The 17,582-nt window shown below is 33.9% G+C and carries 17 protein-coding genes; all 17 read right to left on the bottom strand.

Going from position 1 to position 17,582, the window contains the following annotated elements:
* Positions 1-103: 103 nt before the first annotated feature.
* Complete coding sequence (locus tag QZZ51_RS05185) at positions 104-403, bottom strand: chaperone modulator CbpM (RefSeq protein WP_291866856.1); 300 nt, start codon at positions 401-403, stop codon at positions 104-106.
* Between the two features lies 1 nt (position 404).
* Positions 405-1,298: a J domain-containing protein gene (locus QZZ51_RS05180; protein WP_291866854.1), complete on the bottom strand. Its 894-nt coding sequence runs from the start codon at positions 1,296-1,298 to the stop codon at positions 405-407.
* A complete protein-coding gene (locus QZZ51_RS05175; RefSeq protein WP_291866851.1) occupies positions 1,299-1,601 on the bottom strand; it encodes a phosphoribosylpyrophosphate synthetase in 303 nt (100 codons plus the stop codon).
* A gap of 178 nt (positions 1,602-1,779) precedes the next feature.
* Positions 1,780-3,912 carry a methylmalonyl-CoA mutase gene (gene scpA / locus QZZ51_RS05170; RefSeq protein ID WP_291866849.1) on the bottom strand — a complete coding sequence of 711 codons (2,133 nt, stop codon included), beginning with the start codon at positions 3,910-3,912 and terminating at the stop codon, positions 1,780-1,782.
* Positions 3,909-5,741: a methylmalonyl-CoA mutase family protein gene (locus QZZ51_RS05165; RefSeq protein WP_291866846.1), complete on the bottom strand. Its 1,833-nt coding sequence runs from the start codon at positions 5,739-5,741 to the stop codon at positions 3,909-3,911. Before QZZ51_RS05165 ends, scpA begins: the two co-directional genes overlap by 4 nt.
* A gap of 26 nt (positions 5,742-5,767) precedes the next feature.
* Positions 5,768-7,057 carry an acetyl-CoA hydrolase/transferase C-terminal domain-containing protein gene (locus QZZ51_RS05160; RefSeq protein ID WP_291866843.1) on the bottom strand — a complete coding sequence of 430 codons (1,290 nt, stop codon included), beginning with the start codon at positions 7,055-7,057 and terminating at the stop codon, positions 5,768-5,770.
* 42 nt (positions 7,058-7,099) lie between these two features.
* On the bottom strand, positions 7,100-8,422 hold the full coding sequence (locus QZZ51_RS05155) for a sodium ion-translocating decarboxylase subunit beta (RefSeq protein WP_291866840.1): 1,323 nt from the start codon (positions 8,420-8,422) through the stop codon (positions 7,100-7,102).
* Positions 8,423-8,486: 64 nt separating this feature from the next.
* Complete coding sequence (locus tag QZZ51_RS05150; protein WP_291866838.1) at positions 8,487-8,906, bottom strand: biotin/lipoyl-containing protein; 420 nt, start codon at positions 8,904-8,906, stop codon at positions 8,487-8,489.
* A gap of 25 nt (positions 8,907-8,931) precedes the next feature.
* Complete coding sequence (locus QZZ51_RS05145) at positions 8,932-9,294, bottom strand: OadG family protein (protein ID WP_291866835.1); 363 nt, start codon at positions 9,292-9,294, stop codon at positions 8,932-8,934.
* Positions 9,294-10,853: an acyl-CoA carboxylase subunit beta gene (locus tag QZZ51_RS05140; RefSeq protein ID WP_291866832.1), complete on the bottom strand. Its 1,560-nt coding sequence runs from the start codon at positions 10,851-10,853 to the stop codon at positions 9,294-9,296. The genes QZZ51_RS05145 and QZZ51_RS05140 overlap by 1 nt, the downstream gene beginning before the upstream one ends.
* Positions 10,854-10,890: 37 nt before the next feature.
* The gene (mce, locus tag QZZ51_RS05135) at positions 10,891-11,301 is read right to left on the bottom strand and encodes a methylmalonyl-CoA epimerase (RefSeq protein ID WP_291866830.1); all 411 of its coding nucleotides are present in this window, start codon (positions 11,299-11,301) and stop codon (positions 10,891-10,893) included.
* A 238-nt stretch (positions 11,302-11,539) separates the two neighbouring features.
* Positions 11,540-12,415, bottom strand: coding sequence for an ATP-binding cassette domain-containing protein (locus tag QZZ51_RS05130; protein WP_291866827.1), 876 nt, complete (start codon positions 12,413-12,415; stop codon positions 11,540-11,542).
* Entirely contained in the window at positions 12,412-13,083 is a 672-nt protein-coding gene (modB, locus tag QZZ51_RS05125) for a molybdate ABC transporter permease subunit (RefSeq protein ID WP_291866824.1), read from the bottom strand. The genes QZZ51_RS05130 and modB overlap by 4 nt, the downstream gene beginning before the upstream one ends.
* On the bottom strand, positions 13,080-13,484 hold the full coding sequence (locus QZZ51_RS05120) for a TOBE domain-containing protein (protein ID WP_291866821.1): 405 nt from the start codon (positions 13,482-13,484) through the stop codon (positions 13,080-13,082). The genes modB and QZZ51_RS05120 overlap by 4 nt, the downstream gene beginning before the upstream one ends.
* The gene (gene modA, locus QZZ51_RS05115) at positions 13,477-14,247 is read right to left on the bottom strand and encodes a molybdate ABC transporter substrate-binding protein (RefSeq protein WP_291866819.1); all 771 of its coding nucleotides are present in this window, start codon (positions 14,245-14,247) and stop codon (positions 13,477-13,479) included. The genes QZZ51_RS05120 and modA overlap by 8 nt, the downstream gene beginning before the upstream one ends.
* Positions 14,248-14,276: 29 nt before the next feature.
* Entirely contained in the window at positions 14,277-15,920 is a 1,644-nt protein-coding gene (locus QZZ51_RS05110) for a M1 family metallopeptidase (RefSeq protein WP_291866816.1), read from the bottom strand.
* A 14-nt stretch (positions 15,921-15,934) separates the two neighbouring features.
* A complete protein-coding gene (locus QZZ51_RS05105; RefSeq protein WP_291866814.1) occupies positions 15,935-17,266 on the bottom strand; it encodes a M28 family metallopeptidase in 1,332 nt (443 codons plus the stop codon).
* Positions 17,267-17,582 lie beyond the last annotated feature (316 nt).

The raw sequence follows: 17,582 nt of genomic DNA, 5'->3' as shown, positions 1-17,582 counted from the left end.
CAGTACAAAACAAAAAAGCTGAACAATGATATCATTGTTCAGCTTTAATTAATAAATTTAATCCTTTAATAATCTGTATCGATTATTTAGGACGAGACATGCATTACAAATTATCTTCGTACAGGCGTAATCTGTTTTTTAAGGAATTTATTTCTTCTTGTAATTTTAGCTCTTTTTCAATGAGATTAAAAACAATATCAATGCCTTCTATATTTACATGCAATTCGTGATGGAGTCTAATTATTTTTTCAAGGTCACTTATTTTATCTTGATGAATGAATTTTTGCTGTTCAAACGTTTCCAATTTTATAAGTCCAATATTATCTAAATCATCAAAAAATGATATTTCTAATTTATAGAAGGAACAAAGGGTATCTATACGTATTAAATCTTGTAGTCCCATTTTATCGTAATTTTTGTAGTTCTGTAAACAACTCTTTTTCTTTATCACTTAATTTTGTTGGAATTTTTATGCGATAAGTGACTATTAAGTCGCCAAATTGATTGTCTTTTTTATACACAGGAAAACCTTTGCCTTTGAGTTTTATCTTTGTTCCATCGGGTGTTTCCGGGGCAATTTTTATTTTAACTTTTCCATTAAAAGTATCTACCGTTATTTCTCCTCCTAGAATAGAAGTATATAAATCTAAATCTACAGTGGCATATAAATTGTTTCCTTCTCTTTTAAATTGTGTGTGGTTTTTAATAAAAAATTTAATGTACAAATCTCCATTAATACCCCCGTTTATGCCTTTTCCACCTTTCCCTTTTATTTTAATAACCTGACCGTTCTCTACGCCCGAAGGAATAGTGAGCCTTATTTTAGCGCCGTTAACGGTTAATACTTGTTTATGGGTGGAATAAACATCTTTTAAATCTAATTGAAGTTCCGCATTAAAATCTTGGCCTTTAAAATTTCTGTTGCCTCGATTAGAAGAAGTTTTTGCTCGCCCAAACATGGATTCAAAATAATCAGAAAAATCTTGATCTGAGTAGCCACCATTGGCAGCCGAGTATCCCTGATGCTGTCTTTGGGCTTGTTGCTGTTGCTTTGCTTTTTCAAACTCCTCACCATGTTTCCAATCTTTTCCGTATTTGTCGTACTTCTTACGGTTTTCCGCATTACTTAATACTTCATTTGCTTCATTAATTTCCTTGAATTTTTTTTCGGCTTCTTTATTGTCAGGATTTAAATCTGGATGATATTTACGGGCTAATTTTCGATATGCTTTTTTAATGTCTTTCTCAGTAGCATTCTTTGGTATACCCAATATTTTATAATAATCTATAAAAGTCATTTATTGGATTTTTATTTTCTTAATTAACTCTACATTTTGGTTGTGTTTTGCACTGTAAGACATTACTAAAGTACCTTTTGTACCGTCTTTTGCTTCAATGGCAAAGAGTTCTGTTTCGTCTTCTGGGTTACTAATTCCCTCGAAACGAAAGGACTCGGAAATAACAAGGTCTTCTGGTACATATTCTCTCTTGGAATATAATGCAACGATATGTTTTTCTTCCGCTTTAAAGTCTTCGGAAAAACCTTTCTTTGTTAAAGTATTAACAGCTTGGGATAGTGTGTCGAAATTTGTTGTTTCCATCTTTTTGTAATTAGATATAACAATTGTATACCCTTAAATTTACGTTTTACTTAGCGATATTCCTCTTAATTTTAACATAATATTACTACAAATTAGCTTTTAGAGTAGGAGGAAAGCTTTTAAAAAAGAAAACCCCCAAAACGGATACGTTTTGGGGGTTTTACATAAATAGGTAGTGTTAATCTAACTCTAAATATTTCTCCATTATAGTTATTGCAGATTCTGATATTACAGTACCTGGGCCAAAAATAGCTGCTACTTTGCGTTCTAATAGATAATCATAATCTTGTTGTGGTATTACGCCACCGGCAAAAACCATAATATCTGGTCGGCCTAGCTTTTCTAATTCCCCAATTAATTGTGGAATTAAAGTTTTATGGCCAGCAGCTAAACTAGAAGCTCCTACAAAATGCACATCATTTTCTATAGCCTGTTTTGCTACTTCTTCTGGGGTTTGGAATAAAGAGCCCATATCTACATCGAAACCTAAATCGGCAAAACTAGAAGCAACTACTTTAGCACCTCTATCGTGCCCATCTTGCCCCATTTTTGCAATCATTACACGAGGTCTACGACCTTCTATCTCTGCAAATTTATCAGCCAATTTTTGGGCTTTTGCAAAAGTACTATCGTTATCTACTTCTTTACTATACACGCCGCTTATTAATTTAGTATCTGCCTTATGTCTTCCAAAATGGACTTCTAAAGCATCGGATATTTCACCTAATGTAGCAAAGTTTTCGGCAGCTTCAACAGCTAATTCTAATAAATTACCTTCTCCAGTTTCTGCACATTTAGATAAAGCAGCAATATTAGCATCTACGACAGCTTGGTCTCTATCTGCTTTCATTTTATTAATACGTGCAATCTGAGAGTCTCTAACGGCAGTGTTATCTACTTCTAATATTTCAATATTAGAAGGTTCATTTGTTTTAAATTTATTTACACCAACGAGTATATCCTTACCAGAATCTAAACGTGCTTGTTTACGAGCAGAAGCTTCTTCAATACGCATTTTAGGAACTCCGGTTTCAATCGCTTTTGCCATTCCGCCTAGTTCTTCTACTTCTTCAATAAGTTTCCAAGCTTTCTGGGCTATTTCTTGTGTTAAATACTCCACATAGTAAGAACCAGCCCAAGGATCCACCGCTTTTGTCATTTGGGTTTCATCTTGGATAAAGATTTGCGTATTACGTGCAATTCTTGCAGAGAAATCTGTTGGTAAAGCAATTGCTTCATCTAAGGCGTTAGTATGTAGGGATTGTGTTCCTCCTAAACTGGCAGCCATTGCCTCTATACAAGTACGAGCCACATTGTTAAATGGGTCTTGCTCACTTAAACTCCATCCAGAAGTTTGACTATGCGTACGCAAAGCCATAGATTTTGGGTTTTGTGGGTTGAATGTTTTTATAATTTTTGACCAAAGCATACGTGCAGCACGCATTTTTGCAATTTCCATAAAATGGTTCATACCTACTGCCCAGAAGAAAGATAGTCTGGGAGCAAACTCATCAATTTTTAAACCAGATTTTAATCCGGTTCGTATATATTCCATTCCATCTGCTAAAGTATATGCTAATTCAATATCTGCTGTAGCACCTGCTTCTTGCATGTGGTATCCACTAATAGAGATAGAATTAAACTTAGGCATATTTTTAGTGGTGTAATCAAAAATATCACCAATAATTTGCATGGATGGTGCTGGTGGGTATATGTATGTATTACGCACCATAAATTCTTTTAAAATATCATTCTGAATAGTACCAGAAAGCTTATCTAAAGAAACGCCTTGTTTTTTTGCAGCAGCAATATAGAATGCCATAATAGGTAATACGGCACCATTCATTGTCATGGAAACCGACATTTTATCTAACGGAATTTGGTCAAATAAAACCTGCATATCTAAAATAGAATCTATAGCAACGCCAGCTTTACCAACATCACCAGTAACACGAGGGTGATCCGAATCGTAACCACGGTGTGTAGCCAAATCAAAAGCAACAGAAAGTCCTTTTTGACCTGCGGCTAAGTTTCTTCTATAAAATGCATTAGATTCTTCGGCAGTTGAAAAACCTGCGTATTGACGTACTGTCCAAGGGCGCATAGCATACATTGCGCTATATGGGCCTCTTAAAAATGGAGGTACACCAGCAGTAAATTTTAAATGCTCAGCCTCTAGAATATCTTCTTTAGTAAAGTGTTTTTTTACAGGAATTCCTTCTGGAGTATTCCAAACAGCTTCCTTTCCTTTAGCAGCTTCCTTTTCTTCAACTGCGGTATTTAGTTTTAAATCTGAAAAATCGGGTCTCATACTGCTAATGGGTTTAAGATTTTCTGTATTTTATTTTGAATACTGGTAATCGTAACAAGTACATCGGAACGTAAATTAACACAACCATCTAATCCTGCGTCGGTTAATTCTTTCATTAAATCTCCAGTAGGGTTTCCTGCCAGTAATAAAATTTTGTCTTTACTTATCGCTCTAAAAGCTTGTATAAAGCTAAGAGCTTTTTCATCATAGTCTTGGTCTGAGCTACATATTACAACTACATGAGAGTCAGATTTTGCACTTGATTCTGCAGCTTGTTCTGCGCTTTCATGACTTTTTTCTTGTTGTACATTATAGCCACTTACACCAACAAAATCATAAGCAAATGCGGCTCTTGCTTTACGCATATTTAAGTTTCCAAAACTAGTAAGTTCTACAATGGGTCTAACTTTAGTTTGCTCAACCAATTCTTCTGTTTTTTTACGCATGGCTTCAATTTCTAGAGATGCTCTACGTGGTTTTAGAAGTTTACTATTTTTGTTAGTGTTTCCATTGGACAGTAGCTCAGAAGAAACTTTCTCCATTAGGTTAGGGTATTTATTAATACCAACCATTGGTAGTCGTCTTTGGCTTATTAGTTTTAATTTTTGCAATCTAATTTCTGCTACTTGCTCTTGAATTATTTCTTTTTCAAAAGCGGTATAGAAACCACCTTCAGCTTCAATAGTTTTAAATAGTTCTAAAGCTTTTTCTGCAATTGCTAATGATACTTCTTCTATATAATAAGACCCATCTACAGGGTTTGCTACTTTTCCGAAATAAGATTCTTCTTTTAGGATAGTGGTTATATTACCTGCTATTCGACTAGAAAAGTCTGATGCATCATTAAATTCGTTATCATAAGCATCTACTAAAACACCATCTACATTGCCTAAAATAGCAGACATAGCTTCGGTGGTTGCTCTTAATAAATTGGTATGTGCATCGGTAATAGATTTACTCCAAATAGATGTTTTAGCAAGTATAGTATGCTTAAACTCTTTAATCTCGTACTTTGTAGCAATTTCTTTTAAGAGGTTATTGAAAGCTCTGAATTTTCCGATTTCTACAAAGTATTCTAGGCCTATTGCAAATTTAAAATTAAGATTGTCAAAGATGTCTTGTGTGTTAACTCCTTTTTCAGAAAGTTTTTCTATTACATATACCAAAGAATTTAAGGTATAGGCAATTTCTTGTACTTGGTTGGCTCCTGAATCTAAATATTCACTGCCAGAAATAGTTAGTGCTTTATAATTGGGGTATTTTTCAACTAAAGAAAATACTTCAGCAGCTTCGCTAAATGCTTTCTTAGCAAATTCTCCTTTGGTAACATATTTAGAGATTAATTGAGTGTCTACAAAACCTTTAAGGTTGTTAGCTTTTACTTTACTGCTTTTAACATGTGCTATAAAATTTTGGACAAATGTTGCTGCGTTTTTCTTTATAGTAAACGAAACGGTAATTTTGTTTAAGTCTATATCTTTTAAAAGTCGGGCAGGAGCCATATTGCCTTTAACGATAAAAAGAATACCATTATGACCTTCTTTTATAGCGTCTAAAGCCAAAGCGTTTCCTCTTTTTTCCGAAGAAACATAAATACTTCTATAGTTTACTAAAGTTTGGGAGTTTTCTCCTGTATTTTTTAAATACTCTTTAGCATCTTCAGTATTATAAAGAGGCTGAATATTAATTTTACTTAAGTTTTTCCAAACTAATTTCTTATTAAAATCAGCACCTTTTAAATCTACGGTAACCCTTTCCATCCATTTCTCCTTGGTAACAGTCTCAAAACCGGTGAAGAGTTTTTTATTTGTATTATTTGTATTATTCATAATATCATTCATTAAAGAAGGTTAAATTACTTAACCATTAGACTACTTCCAAATCTTTCGAAAATTGCTTGATCTAATCCTTCTCTATGATCAGGGTGTGCAATATCTCTTAAAGATTGTGCTCTTTGTTTTAAAGTTCTACCAAATAACTCTGCTACACCATATTCCGTTGCAACAAATCTAGCATGTGCACGTGTTGTAACCACTCCAGCACCAGGTTTAAGTGCTGGTACAATTTTAGATACACCTTTAAGCGTTGTAGAGGTAACAGCAATAATTGGTTTTCCTCCTTGAGAAAGAGCAGCACCACGCATAAAATCCATTTGACCACCAACACCAGAGAACATTCTAGTACCTATAGAATCGGCACAAACTTGACCAGTGAAATCTATTTCGATGGCAGAGTTTATAGCAGTAACCTTAGGGTTTTGGCGTATAATAGCTGTGTCATTTACATAAGCAATATCTAACATTTCAATTTCAGGGTTATCATCCATAAAATCGTATAGGCGTCTGGTTCCCATTGCAAATCCTGAAATAATTTTATTTGGATTTATTTTCTTTTTAGAGCCATTAACGATTCCTTTTTCTACTAAATCTACGATTCCTTCCGAAAACATTTCAGTATGTATTCCTAAATCTTTATGGTTATGTAAGTACGTTAATACAGCATTAGGAATACCACCAATCCCCATTTGTAGGGTAGCGCCATCTTCAATAATCTCGGCAATATTTTTTCCTATTGCTTCTTCTTCTTTAGAGGGAGCAACAAATTTCATTTCGTGTATTTCTTCCTCTACAAGAACGCAAGCATGGAACTGGTTTAAATGAACAATAGCATCTCCGAAAGTTCGTGGCATTCTTGGGTTTATCTGGGCAATCACTTTTTTTCCTTTTTCTATAGCAGAAATAACGATATCTACAGAGACACCTAAAGAACAGAAACCATGTTTATCTGGTGGTGAAACATTAACAAGAACTACATCTAAGTCCATATATCCTTGACGAAAAAGACTTGGAATATCACTTAAAAATATAGGAATATAATCTACGGTATTACCTACCATTTTCCGAACATTACCACCGATAAAAAAAGCGCTAGTTCTAAAGCTTTCTTTTAAAGATGGATCTGTATAGCCACATTCTCCTTCGGTATGTAAGTGAACAATTTCTACTCCTTTTAATTGAGGGCCATGTTTTACCATAGCTTTAATTAAAGTCTGTGGAGTTGCTGAACCGCCTTGAATTAATACTCTATTTCCGGATTTTATAAGTTTTACAGCTTCATCAGCTGACATTACATTTGGTATTTTCATGGTAGTAAATATTTGTTGTTATGCTAAAAAAATTATGTTGTTTTATCCTAAGAAACTTAAAATAATACCCGCCGCAATTGCAGAACCAATTACACCCGATACGTTTGGTGCCATGGCATGCATTAATAAATAGTTAGATGGGTCCGATTTTAAAGCCTCCGCATGGACAACTCTGGCACTATCTGGTACTGCCGAAACACCTGCGGCACCGATTAATGGATTTATTTTGTTGTCTCCTTTTAAGAATAGATTCATGAATTTGGCAAAAAATAATCCTCCCATAGTTGCTATGACAAAGGATATTGCTCCTAGGCCAAATATTAACATGGAATCTTTAGTTATGAATATATCTGCTTGTGTCGATGCTCCTACAGTTACCCCTAATAATATGGTAACAATATCAATTAATTTGGTACGAGCAGTATCTGCTAAACGCTCTGTTCTACCAGATTCTTTTAGTAAGTTACCAAAGAACAACATTCCTAATAATGGTAATGCACTAGGAGAAATAAATGTAGTTAACAATAAGGCTACTACGGGGAAAATCATTTTTTCTTTTTGAGAAACCGCTCTTGGTGGTTTCATTTTAATTTTACGATCTTCTTTATTTACCAGTAAGCGCATTATTGGGGGTTGAATTACTGGAACCAAAGCCATGTAAGAGTATGCGGCAATGGCAATAGGGCCAATAAGGTTTTTAACGGTAGTACCATCTGGAAGAAGGTTAATACCATTTGCAAGTTTGGACGAAAGGAAAATAGCAGTAGGGCCATCTGCACCACCAATGATACCAATTGCGCCAGCTTCTGGAAGGTTAAATCCTAAATATAAAGCTCCTAGAAATGTAGCAAATACGCCTATTTGAGCAGCTGCACCTAATAACATTAGTTTAGGATTGGCAATAAGGGACGAAAAATCTGTCATGGCACCAATACCTAAAAATATCAAAGGCGGATATATTCCTTTTACTACTCCAAAATAGAGATAGTTAAAGACAGAACCTGCCTCATATATACCCGTTTGGTTTCCTGGGACAAATGGAATATTACCTAGAATAACACCCGTGCCAATAGGGATTAGTAGTAGGGGCTCATAATCGTATTTAATACCAAGGTAAATAAAGACAATTCCTATAAGAATCATTATTATATTACCCCATGTTGCATTAGCAAAACCTGTGTATTGATAAAATTGGCTTATGCCTTTAAATGCATCCGAATAAAAAGATTCTCCATCTTCTTGTGGTGTTTCATTGGCTGCAACAGAAGTGTTATTAAAATCTGGACTGTTAGTAGTACTAAATAGTAAAGGTCTTACAAATAATAGAACAGAAAGAACACTAAAAAGAATTATTAATTTTTTCATTTGTTTATGCTTTAAGAGCCATTTTCTTTTCTCTTTAGATGTAAGAAAATGGATGCTCTAATTTTTATTCTAGTTCTATCATTACTTCATTTTGCAATACTTGCTGCCCAACGGCTATATTCATAGCGGTTACTGTACCAGCTTTTTCTGCAACAATATTGTTTTCCATTTTCATGGCTTCTAGTATTAAAAGGGAATCACCGACTTTAATAACATCTCCTATTTTAATATTTAGACTAAGTATAGTTCCAGGAATAGGAGCTACAATTTTAGTTTTAGAAGAAGTAGGGTTTACTTTAAGAGGCTCTGCGGGTCTTTTAGAAGCTGCACGAACTAGAGTAGGGGTTTTTTTAGATTTAATATCCTTATCCATTTCTACGGCGTAAGAAGTTCCGTTTACTTCTAGTTCTATTTTGTTATTTTCTTGAGAAACAATTTTAACCTTGTAACTGTTTTCGTTTATTTTAAATGCAAAGTTTTTCATTAGTTGTATTTTTTTGCTACTCGGTTTATTTTAGTCTATTTTGAATACCATATATTTTGGAGCTCCAAGGAGAATACAATTTTCTTGCTTGTTTAATAGTTAAGACGGCATTCTCATTATCATGCTGCTCATTTAAATACATGTGTAGCGCTAAAGATATGGCTGCGGCTATTTCACCGGTAAACTCCTTATCTGCTTCTACTTTAATATCCTTTATTTTTTTCTCTCTTCCTTTGGTTATAATCTTATATAGATATAGCATAACCGGTAGCCCATGCTGAAAGAATAAAGAGAGTGTTAAAAGCGCACTGAATACAATTACTAACCCAGTGATTAGTATAATGTAGCCTTGGCTTATTTGGTCTGTAAATAATAATATATTTGCCATTATAATGGGATATTAGAGTGTTTTTTAGGAGGGTTTACTTCTTTCTTGTTACTAAGTAATTCTAGAGCTCTAACAATTCTAAATCTTGTGTTTCTTGGCTCAATAACATCATCAATAAATCCGTATTTAGCAGCTACATAAGGATTAGCAAATTTGGTATTATACTCATCCTCTTTTTTCTCTATGTATTCTTGTTTTTCATTGGCATCTTCTATTTTTCTAATATTAGAACCTTCTAAGACTTCTACAGCTCCTTTAGCACCCATAACTGCTATCTCTGCAGTTGGCCATGCATAATTTAAATCGCCACGAAGTTGCTTACAACTCATTACATCATGAGCACCGCCATAAGATTTACGTAGTGTAATGGTAACTTTAGGAACAGTTGCTTCACCATAAGCAAATAACAGTTTTGCACCGTGTAGAATTATACCTGCATATTCTTGACCTGTACCTGGTAAAAATCCTGGTACATCTACTAGAGTTACAATAGGAATATTAAATGCATCGCAGAAACGAACAAAACGAGCAGCTTTTCTAGATGCTTCACAATCTAAAACACCAGCAAAATATTTAGGCTGGTTAGCCACAATACCCACAGGGTGGCCATTAAAACGAGCAAAGCCCACCGTAATGTTACGTGCATAATTTCTATGTACTTCTGTAAATTCTCCATTATCCGTTATAACAGAAATAACATCTACAATATCATAAGGTTGATTAGGATTTTCTGGTATAATATCATTCAGAATATCATCTAATCTATCAATAGGGTCCGAACATTTAATAGATGGTGGATCTTCCAAATTATTGCTAGGAAGGTAGCTCATTAATTTTCTTACCAAAAGAAGGTTTTCTTCATCGTTTTCTGCTAAAAAGTGAGAGACACCAGATTTTGTAGAGTGAATTTGAGCACCACCTAGTTCTTCTGTAGTTACAACCTCACCAGTAACGGACTTAACCACTTTAGGACCTGTAACAAACATATAACTTGTTTGGTCCGTCATTATAGTAAAATCAGTTAAGGCAGGCGAATAAACAGCACCACCAGCACAGGGACCTAATATGGAAGATATTTGAGGAATAACTCCAGAAGCCATTATATTACGTTGAAAAATCTCTGCATAACCAGCAAGTGAACGAACACCTTCTTGAATACGAGCACCACCACTATCATTAAGACCAATAACAGGGACACCAATTTTCATTGCCATATCCATTATTTTACAAATTTTTAGAGCATAAGTCTCTGATAATGAACCTCCAAACACCGTAAAATCTTGAGAGAATACATACACTATTCTTCCGTCTATAGTACCGTGACCGGTTATTACACCATCGGAAAGATAAACCTGTTTATCTAAACCAAAAGATTTGGTTCTATGGGTAACAAACATATCAAACTCTTCAAAACTATCTTCATCTAAAAGAATGTCAATTCGTTCCCGGGCTGTTAATTTTCCTTTAGAGTGCTGGGAATCAATTCTTTTTTCACCACCACCGAGTTTTGCTTTTGCTCTTTTCTCAATGAGCTCATTAATTTTATCTTGATTTGCCATCGTAATATATTGGGTTACTTGCTTATTAAAAAGGGTGTTATTTTTTAGGTTTTGAGCATAATTCGGTAAGAACGCCTAATGTAGATTTTGGATGAAGGAATCCTATTTCTAATCCTTCTGCTCCTTTTCTAGAAACCTTATCTATTAATTGTACGCCTCTTTCTTCTGCTACTTGTAATGCTTTTGTTGCATCGTCTACGGCAAAAGCAATATGATGAATTCCTTGTCCTTTTTTTGCTATGAATTTGCCAATAGGGCCATCCGGGGAAGTACTTTCTAGAAGTTCAATTTTTGTGGATCCTACCAAGAAAAAAGCTGTTTTTACTTTTTGATCAGTAACCTCTTCTACAGAATAACATTTAAGGCCGAGCACCCCTTCATAATATTTTATAGAATCTTCTAAGTTATCTACTGCAATTCCTAAATGCTCAATATGAGATATGTTCATAATTCGTGTGTTTTTATATGTGTTATTAGGTTCCTTTATTAATACACCACAAAATTAGAAGTAAGGGGTTGCGAGTTATATGACAGAAATCATATAATCAAAAAACTTACGATATCGATATCGTAAACGTAAATCGTATTGTTTATGGGTTTTACGGAGGTTTCAGGAGTTTTCTTAAATAAATTATTAGAATATTTTTAGCGATTTATTTCGCTAGATTTTTATTCTAAAAAGGTATTTACTCCAGTTTTAATATAATAGGATTAAAAGCTTTTGAGGCTATTATTACTTTATCTCCAGGACCTAAATTTTGAATTTCAGATTCTTGTGCAATCACTTTTACTATTTCGGAGAAAATAAGAACACGGACAATGAATACAACATCTTCCTTTTCTATGGATATAATTTCTCCTGTAAACTTAAATTTGCCACTTACTTTTTTGGAGATAAATACTTCCGATGGTGTACCTTCTTGGATTAAAAGGCCATCTTTTAAAACAAAAACCCAATCCGATAGCTTATAGATTTCACCAATATCATGACTTATTAGTATGGTGGTTAAACTATATTTCTTATGAACCTTTAAGATGTAGTCTTGTAGTTTTAATCGTATAGTACTATCTAGAGCAGAAAGAGGCTCATCTAGTAATAGTATTTCTGGTTTTTGAACAAGAGCTCTTGCTAATGCTACTCTTTGTTTTTGTCCTCCAGAAAGCGTGTCTGGTTTTCTGCCTTTAAGTTGGTCTAGCTCCATTATGGTTAGGAGCTCGGTAATAATATTGCTCTTTTGGTTTTTATGAAGCGCAAACTCTAAGTTCTGTAGTACACTCATATGGGGGAAAAGAGCATAATCCTGAAAAACATACCCAATTTTTCTAAGCTGAGGTTTTAGATTTATATCTTTATCTGTACTAAACCAGGTAGTATCATTAACCGTAATAACCCCTTCTCCTGGTTTTAAGAGTCCAGAGAGCATTCTTAATGTAGATGTTTTTCCTACTCCAGATGGGCCATATAAAGTTACCAATTGCCCTTTGTTAATTCTTAAATTAAGGTTTAGTAGCATTTTGCCATCGGTAGATTGTAATTCTTTTTGAATATTAAGCGCAATCATTTCCTAGATTTTTTTAAGTATCCGCCATTAATTAAATATACCATTAAAAGAATACAAAAGGTTATAGCAAAAAGCACTAGCGAGTAAGAGTTAGCGGCACTATAATTTAGTGCTTCTACCTCATCATAAATTGCTATGGAAGCCACTTTTGTTTCTCCAGGAATATTACCACCAATCATTAGTACAACACCAAATTCGCCTATGGTATGTGCAAAAGAAAGAACAATACCGGTTAATAAAGAAGATTTTATATTCGGAAGAAGAACACGGATTAAAGTAGAAAATTTAGATTTTCCCATAACATATGCAGCTTCTTTTAAAGAAGGAGAAATGCTGTATAGTCCAGATTGAATAGGGTGTACCATAAAGGGCAAGCTATAAAAGATAGATGCTATAACCAGCCCAGGGAATGAAAAAAGCAATTTAATTCCCAAAGTGCCATTTAACCAATCTCCTAAAGCATTATTAGGACTAAAAGCAACAAGAAAATAAAACCCTAGAACTGTTGGGGGTAATACCAAAGGCATACTTACCAGTGTTTCTATAATAGGTTTAATTCTAGATTTAGAATAGGCTAACCAATAGCACAAGGGAATAGCTATAATGAGTAACAACACTGTTGTTACTAGTGCTAATTTAAAGGTTAGTATTAAAGGTTCCCAATTCATGTGTTAGAAAGCATTATTTCATTTAATTTAATTAGGGCGGTAACTTTTAGGTCTATTTTTAAGTTTAAATCGGTTATTGCATCGGTACTTATTATGGTGGTTAAATCCCCAGCAGAAGTTGCCAAATTTACTTTGCTTAAAAGAGCTCCTTTTTCAATAGACTTTATAGTTCCCAAAATGCTATTTTGCACACTACTCTTACTATTTTGGTCTATAGAAATAATAACTTCTGTTTCTTTAAAAAGTACTGCTATTTCATTATTTATATGTAAGAATGATGCTGTTTTTGGAGTTTCTACTACAATAGACTTAAGTTTTATTTTATCATTAATTTGAATAGTAATTATAGACAGATTTCCTTTGGTATTTATATGGCTTATATTTCCTTTAAAACTATTCATATATAGAATATCCAAATTTTGTTAACGTAAGTTGTGCTTCTTTCGAAGAAAGGTAGGAATAAAAATTTTTGGCTTTTTTATTGCTTTCTGCTTCTTTATTTATAACTATAACACATTGTTTAATAGGGCGGTAAGTGTTGGTGTCTAAAGCAACCCAATTACCTTTTTTTTTTATTTTTTCTGATGTTATGGTAGACATTGCCGTAAAACCTATTTCTGCTGCTTGCGAATGAATAAATTGATTGGTTTGCGATATACTTTCACCAATTACAAATTTGTGCATTAGTAACTCTTTTAAATTGTAATATGATAAAACGTCTTCTGTAGCTCTTCCATATGGAGCTGTTTTAGGATTAGCAATGGCAATATGTTGTATAGCGTCTTTTTTTAAAAAGGAAATAGATGGTGTAATTTTTGAATTCGCACTCCAAAGAACCAATTTTCCATAAGCATATACTTTTGGAGGGGTTATAGCATAACCAGATTTATAAATTTCTTCGGGATATTTCATATCAGCAGATACCAATATATTATATGGGGCGCCTGCTTTTATTTGTGCGGTTAGCTTACCCGAAGAACTTACTACTAATTGGCATTTTATTCCTGTTTTTTTAGTGAAATCCTCTACTAGCAATTGCATAGCTTCTTGCATATTAGCAGCCGTTGCAATTAGGATAGGTTTTTCGTTACTATCTTGTTTGCAAGAAATAGTAAAAACGCTAAAAATACAAAACAGACAAGAATAAAAAAAAGACCTTATCATGCTTTTATAACTTAAATTTTGTTTTAAAACTAATCAATTACGTTAGTTGTGGTAATATAAAAATTAGGATCAATTTTAAGTGTAGATACATCCATTTTAAAGGATTTCGTATTCCAATTTTCTGAAGGGTGAATCCAAAACGCTTTTTCTTTTATAAATACGCGCAGTGGCATGGTAAACCCAGGGATAACATTGGTATATCTGTATTTTAAGGAGTTGCCCTCTATGGTATATTGCAATTTTGGGATTTTAGTAGTTCTTAAATATTGGTCAAAAAAGGAAGTTAAATCCTTTTTGGTATGTCTGCATAAATAATCTTCTATATCTTGGGTAGTTACTGTGGTATGATAAAAATCTTTGTTTAGCCCTCTTAATACGGTTCTCCACAAACTATCATTGTTTACTATTTGTCGTAAAGTATGTAGCATATTAGAGCCTTTGTAATACATATCTTTGGAACCTCCTGTATTTACGTTATAAGGGCCTATTATGGGTTTGTCATTAACTATGTTTTTACGTAAGCCTATTACGTATTCGGAGGAGGCCTTGGAACCGTAGTAATAATCTAGAAAAAGGTTTTCTGAGTAACTGGTAAATCCTTCATGAATCCACATGTCGGCAATGTCTTTATTGGTTATATTATTAGCAAACCACTCATGACCAGCTTCGTGAATTATTAAAAAGTCGAACTTTAATCCCCAGCCGCTACCAGATAAATCTTTTCCTAAGTATCCTTTTTTATATTTATTACCGTAGGTTACGGAGCTTTGGTGTTCCATACCTAAATAAGGAACTTCTACTAATTTAAAACTGTCTTCATAAAAAGGATAAGGTCCAAACCAATGCTCAAAGGCTTTCATCATTTTTGGAGCATCTGTAAAATGAATTTTGGCTTTTTCTAGATTATCTCTTAGTACATAATAATCCATGTCTAATTTCCCTTTTTCACCGTCAAAGACTTCACCAAAATGAACATAATCGCCAATATTTACATTTACACCGTAATTATTAATTGGGTTACTTACAAACCAATGGTAGGTATTGGTTTTTTTATGTTTTTCTATTTTTCTAAGGCGCCCATTAGAGACATTCATTAGCCCTTTAGGAACGGTAACACTAATTGCCATACTGTCTACTTCATCATACATATGGTCTTTGTTTGGCCACCAAACACTAGCTCCTAAGCCTTGACAACTAGTTGCTACAAAATGTTTGTTATTTTCATCTTTTTTCCAAGAGAAACCTCCATCCCAAGGTGCTCTAATGGCTTCTTTTGGGTGTCCTGAATAGGTTACTGTTAGTTCATTAAATTGCCCTTTTTCTTGCTTTTTTTGAAGAGTTATAAAATGCGCGTTTCCATTAGAAGCTACTTTTAACTCTTTACCGTCTTGTGTTACTTTTTCAATTATTAATGGGGGCTGTAAGTCTATTTGAAGTGTTTGTTTTTCATCTAATACCTTATATCGTATTAAATTACTACCACTAATGTATTTTTCATCGGGCTTTACTTCAAGTTTTAGGTGGTAATAGTTTAAATCCCACCAAGCTCTTTCAGGAGTAATACTACCTCTTAAAGTATCTTGCTCTGTAAAAGTGTTTTTAGAAGAAAGAAGTTCTTGCGATTGTACTGATATAAAAGCGAATAAGAGAGTTAAATATGTGAGTGTTTTCATTTTATAAAAATTTGTTATCTAAAAATAGCATTTGGAAAGGTAATAAAACTTTCTTGACCGTTTGCACCTATAGATGCTATGCCAAAGAAATAATTATCAATAACAATACCATTTAAAGTGTATTGTAGTACATTGCCTACAGGTTTGCTATAATCCCAAGTAGGTGAAGTAGTGTCTCTCCAATAAATTTTATACCCTACGGCACCATCTACTTTACTCCATTTAAATTTAGCTGCGGGTTCTACAATACCACCAATTTCTACTTTTTTGGGGGCAGGAGGAGCCCATGCGATAGATGCTAAACTAATGGCATTTACAGCTGTAAGTTTTTTGTTGTATTCAAAATTTACATGGCTTACAACATCTCCGTAAGCAATGCCATTTTCTGTTCTAATATCTTGGTGTTGTTGGGTATAGTTTTCATGGGCTTCCATAATACGAATTCCAGCAAAACCAGCATCATTAAAAGGTCTATGATGGCCACCACGACCAAAACGATCTAGTCTATAAATTAGCATGGGATTCATTTCTGGCATATATTTTTTGGTGGTTTTATAAACATAACGTGCCAATTGTCTAGAAATACCATCTACTTCGCCACCATAAAACCTACGTGCTTTTCTTTCTTTTTCTGTTTCGGTAGGAGGAACAGGTTCAGAGAATATTCTAAAATCACGATTACTAATCACTCCATTTACTCCTGTAATATTACCAATCATATCATTATTTAATATGCCAATAATTTCCCAGCCTTTTTCTTTTGCATGCGCAGCCAAACCCTTGCCTCCGAAAAGGCCCTGTTCTTCTCCAGATAAACCAACATAAATAATACTATTCTCAAAACTATATTTAGATAATACCCTAGCGGCCTCTAAAGTACCCGCCATACCAGAAGCATTATCATTGGCTCCAGGAGAATCAGAGGTGTAATTGTTGGGGTCGCTGACTCTAGAATCTATATCGCCACTCATAATAATATAGCGATTGGGGTATTTTGTTCCTTTTTGAATGGCCAAAACATTCACCACCCAAACGTCTTTTGTAATCCTATCGTTTTCACCCTTTTTCACCAAGTTTTTTTGGTAGGTTACTTCCAAGCAGTTATTACAATCTTCCCCTGTTTTTTGGAACTCCTTTTTAATCCATCTTCTGGCAGCGCCAATACCTCTGGTTTTTGATATGGTATCGCTTAAGGTATGTCTTGTGCCAAAATTAGCAAGAGTGGTAACATCATTTTTAATTCTTTCCGCAGAAACGGAATTAACAATAGCATAAATATCTGCTTCTTTTTGAGCTAGACAAGTGTTAGATAAGACGAATAGTCCTAATAAAATTAGTAATCTCATAGCGTTGTTTTAATTAGACTTTTCTAAGATACGGTATCTTAAATTAATTTAATTAAAGAAAACGGTAGGCGGTTTTTTTGTAAAACCAATAACACCTATTACAGACCCCATAGCTAATAGCAGATATAAATAATTTAGGAAGTATTATGGTAGATAAAAAAGAGAGTAACTCAATACTCAGTATACTAAAACCTATACAATTTGTAATGGTTAAGCTTGTTGCTTTTAGTTTTGTGGGACTGCTTGAGCCACTACGTTAGAAAACGGTAGGGAATATGTAGTTACGGCCATACTCCAAATGCACCAACTTATTATA

It is taken from the genome of Maribacter sp. (assembly GCF_016744255.1).
Taxonomy (GTDB): domain Bacteria; phylum Bacteroidota; class Bacteroidia; order Flavobacteriales; family Flavobacteriaceae; genus Maribacter_B.
This window is presented reverse-complemented; position numbering and strand designations above follow the sequence as displayed.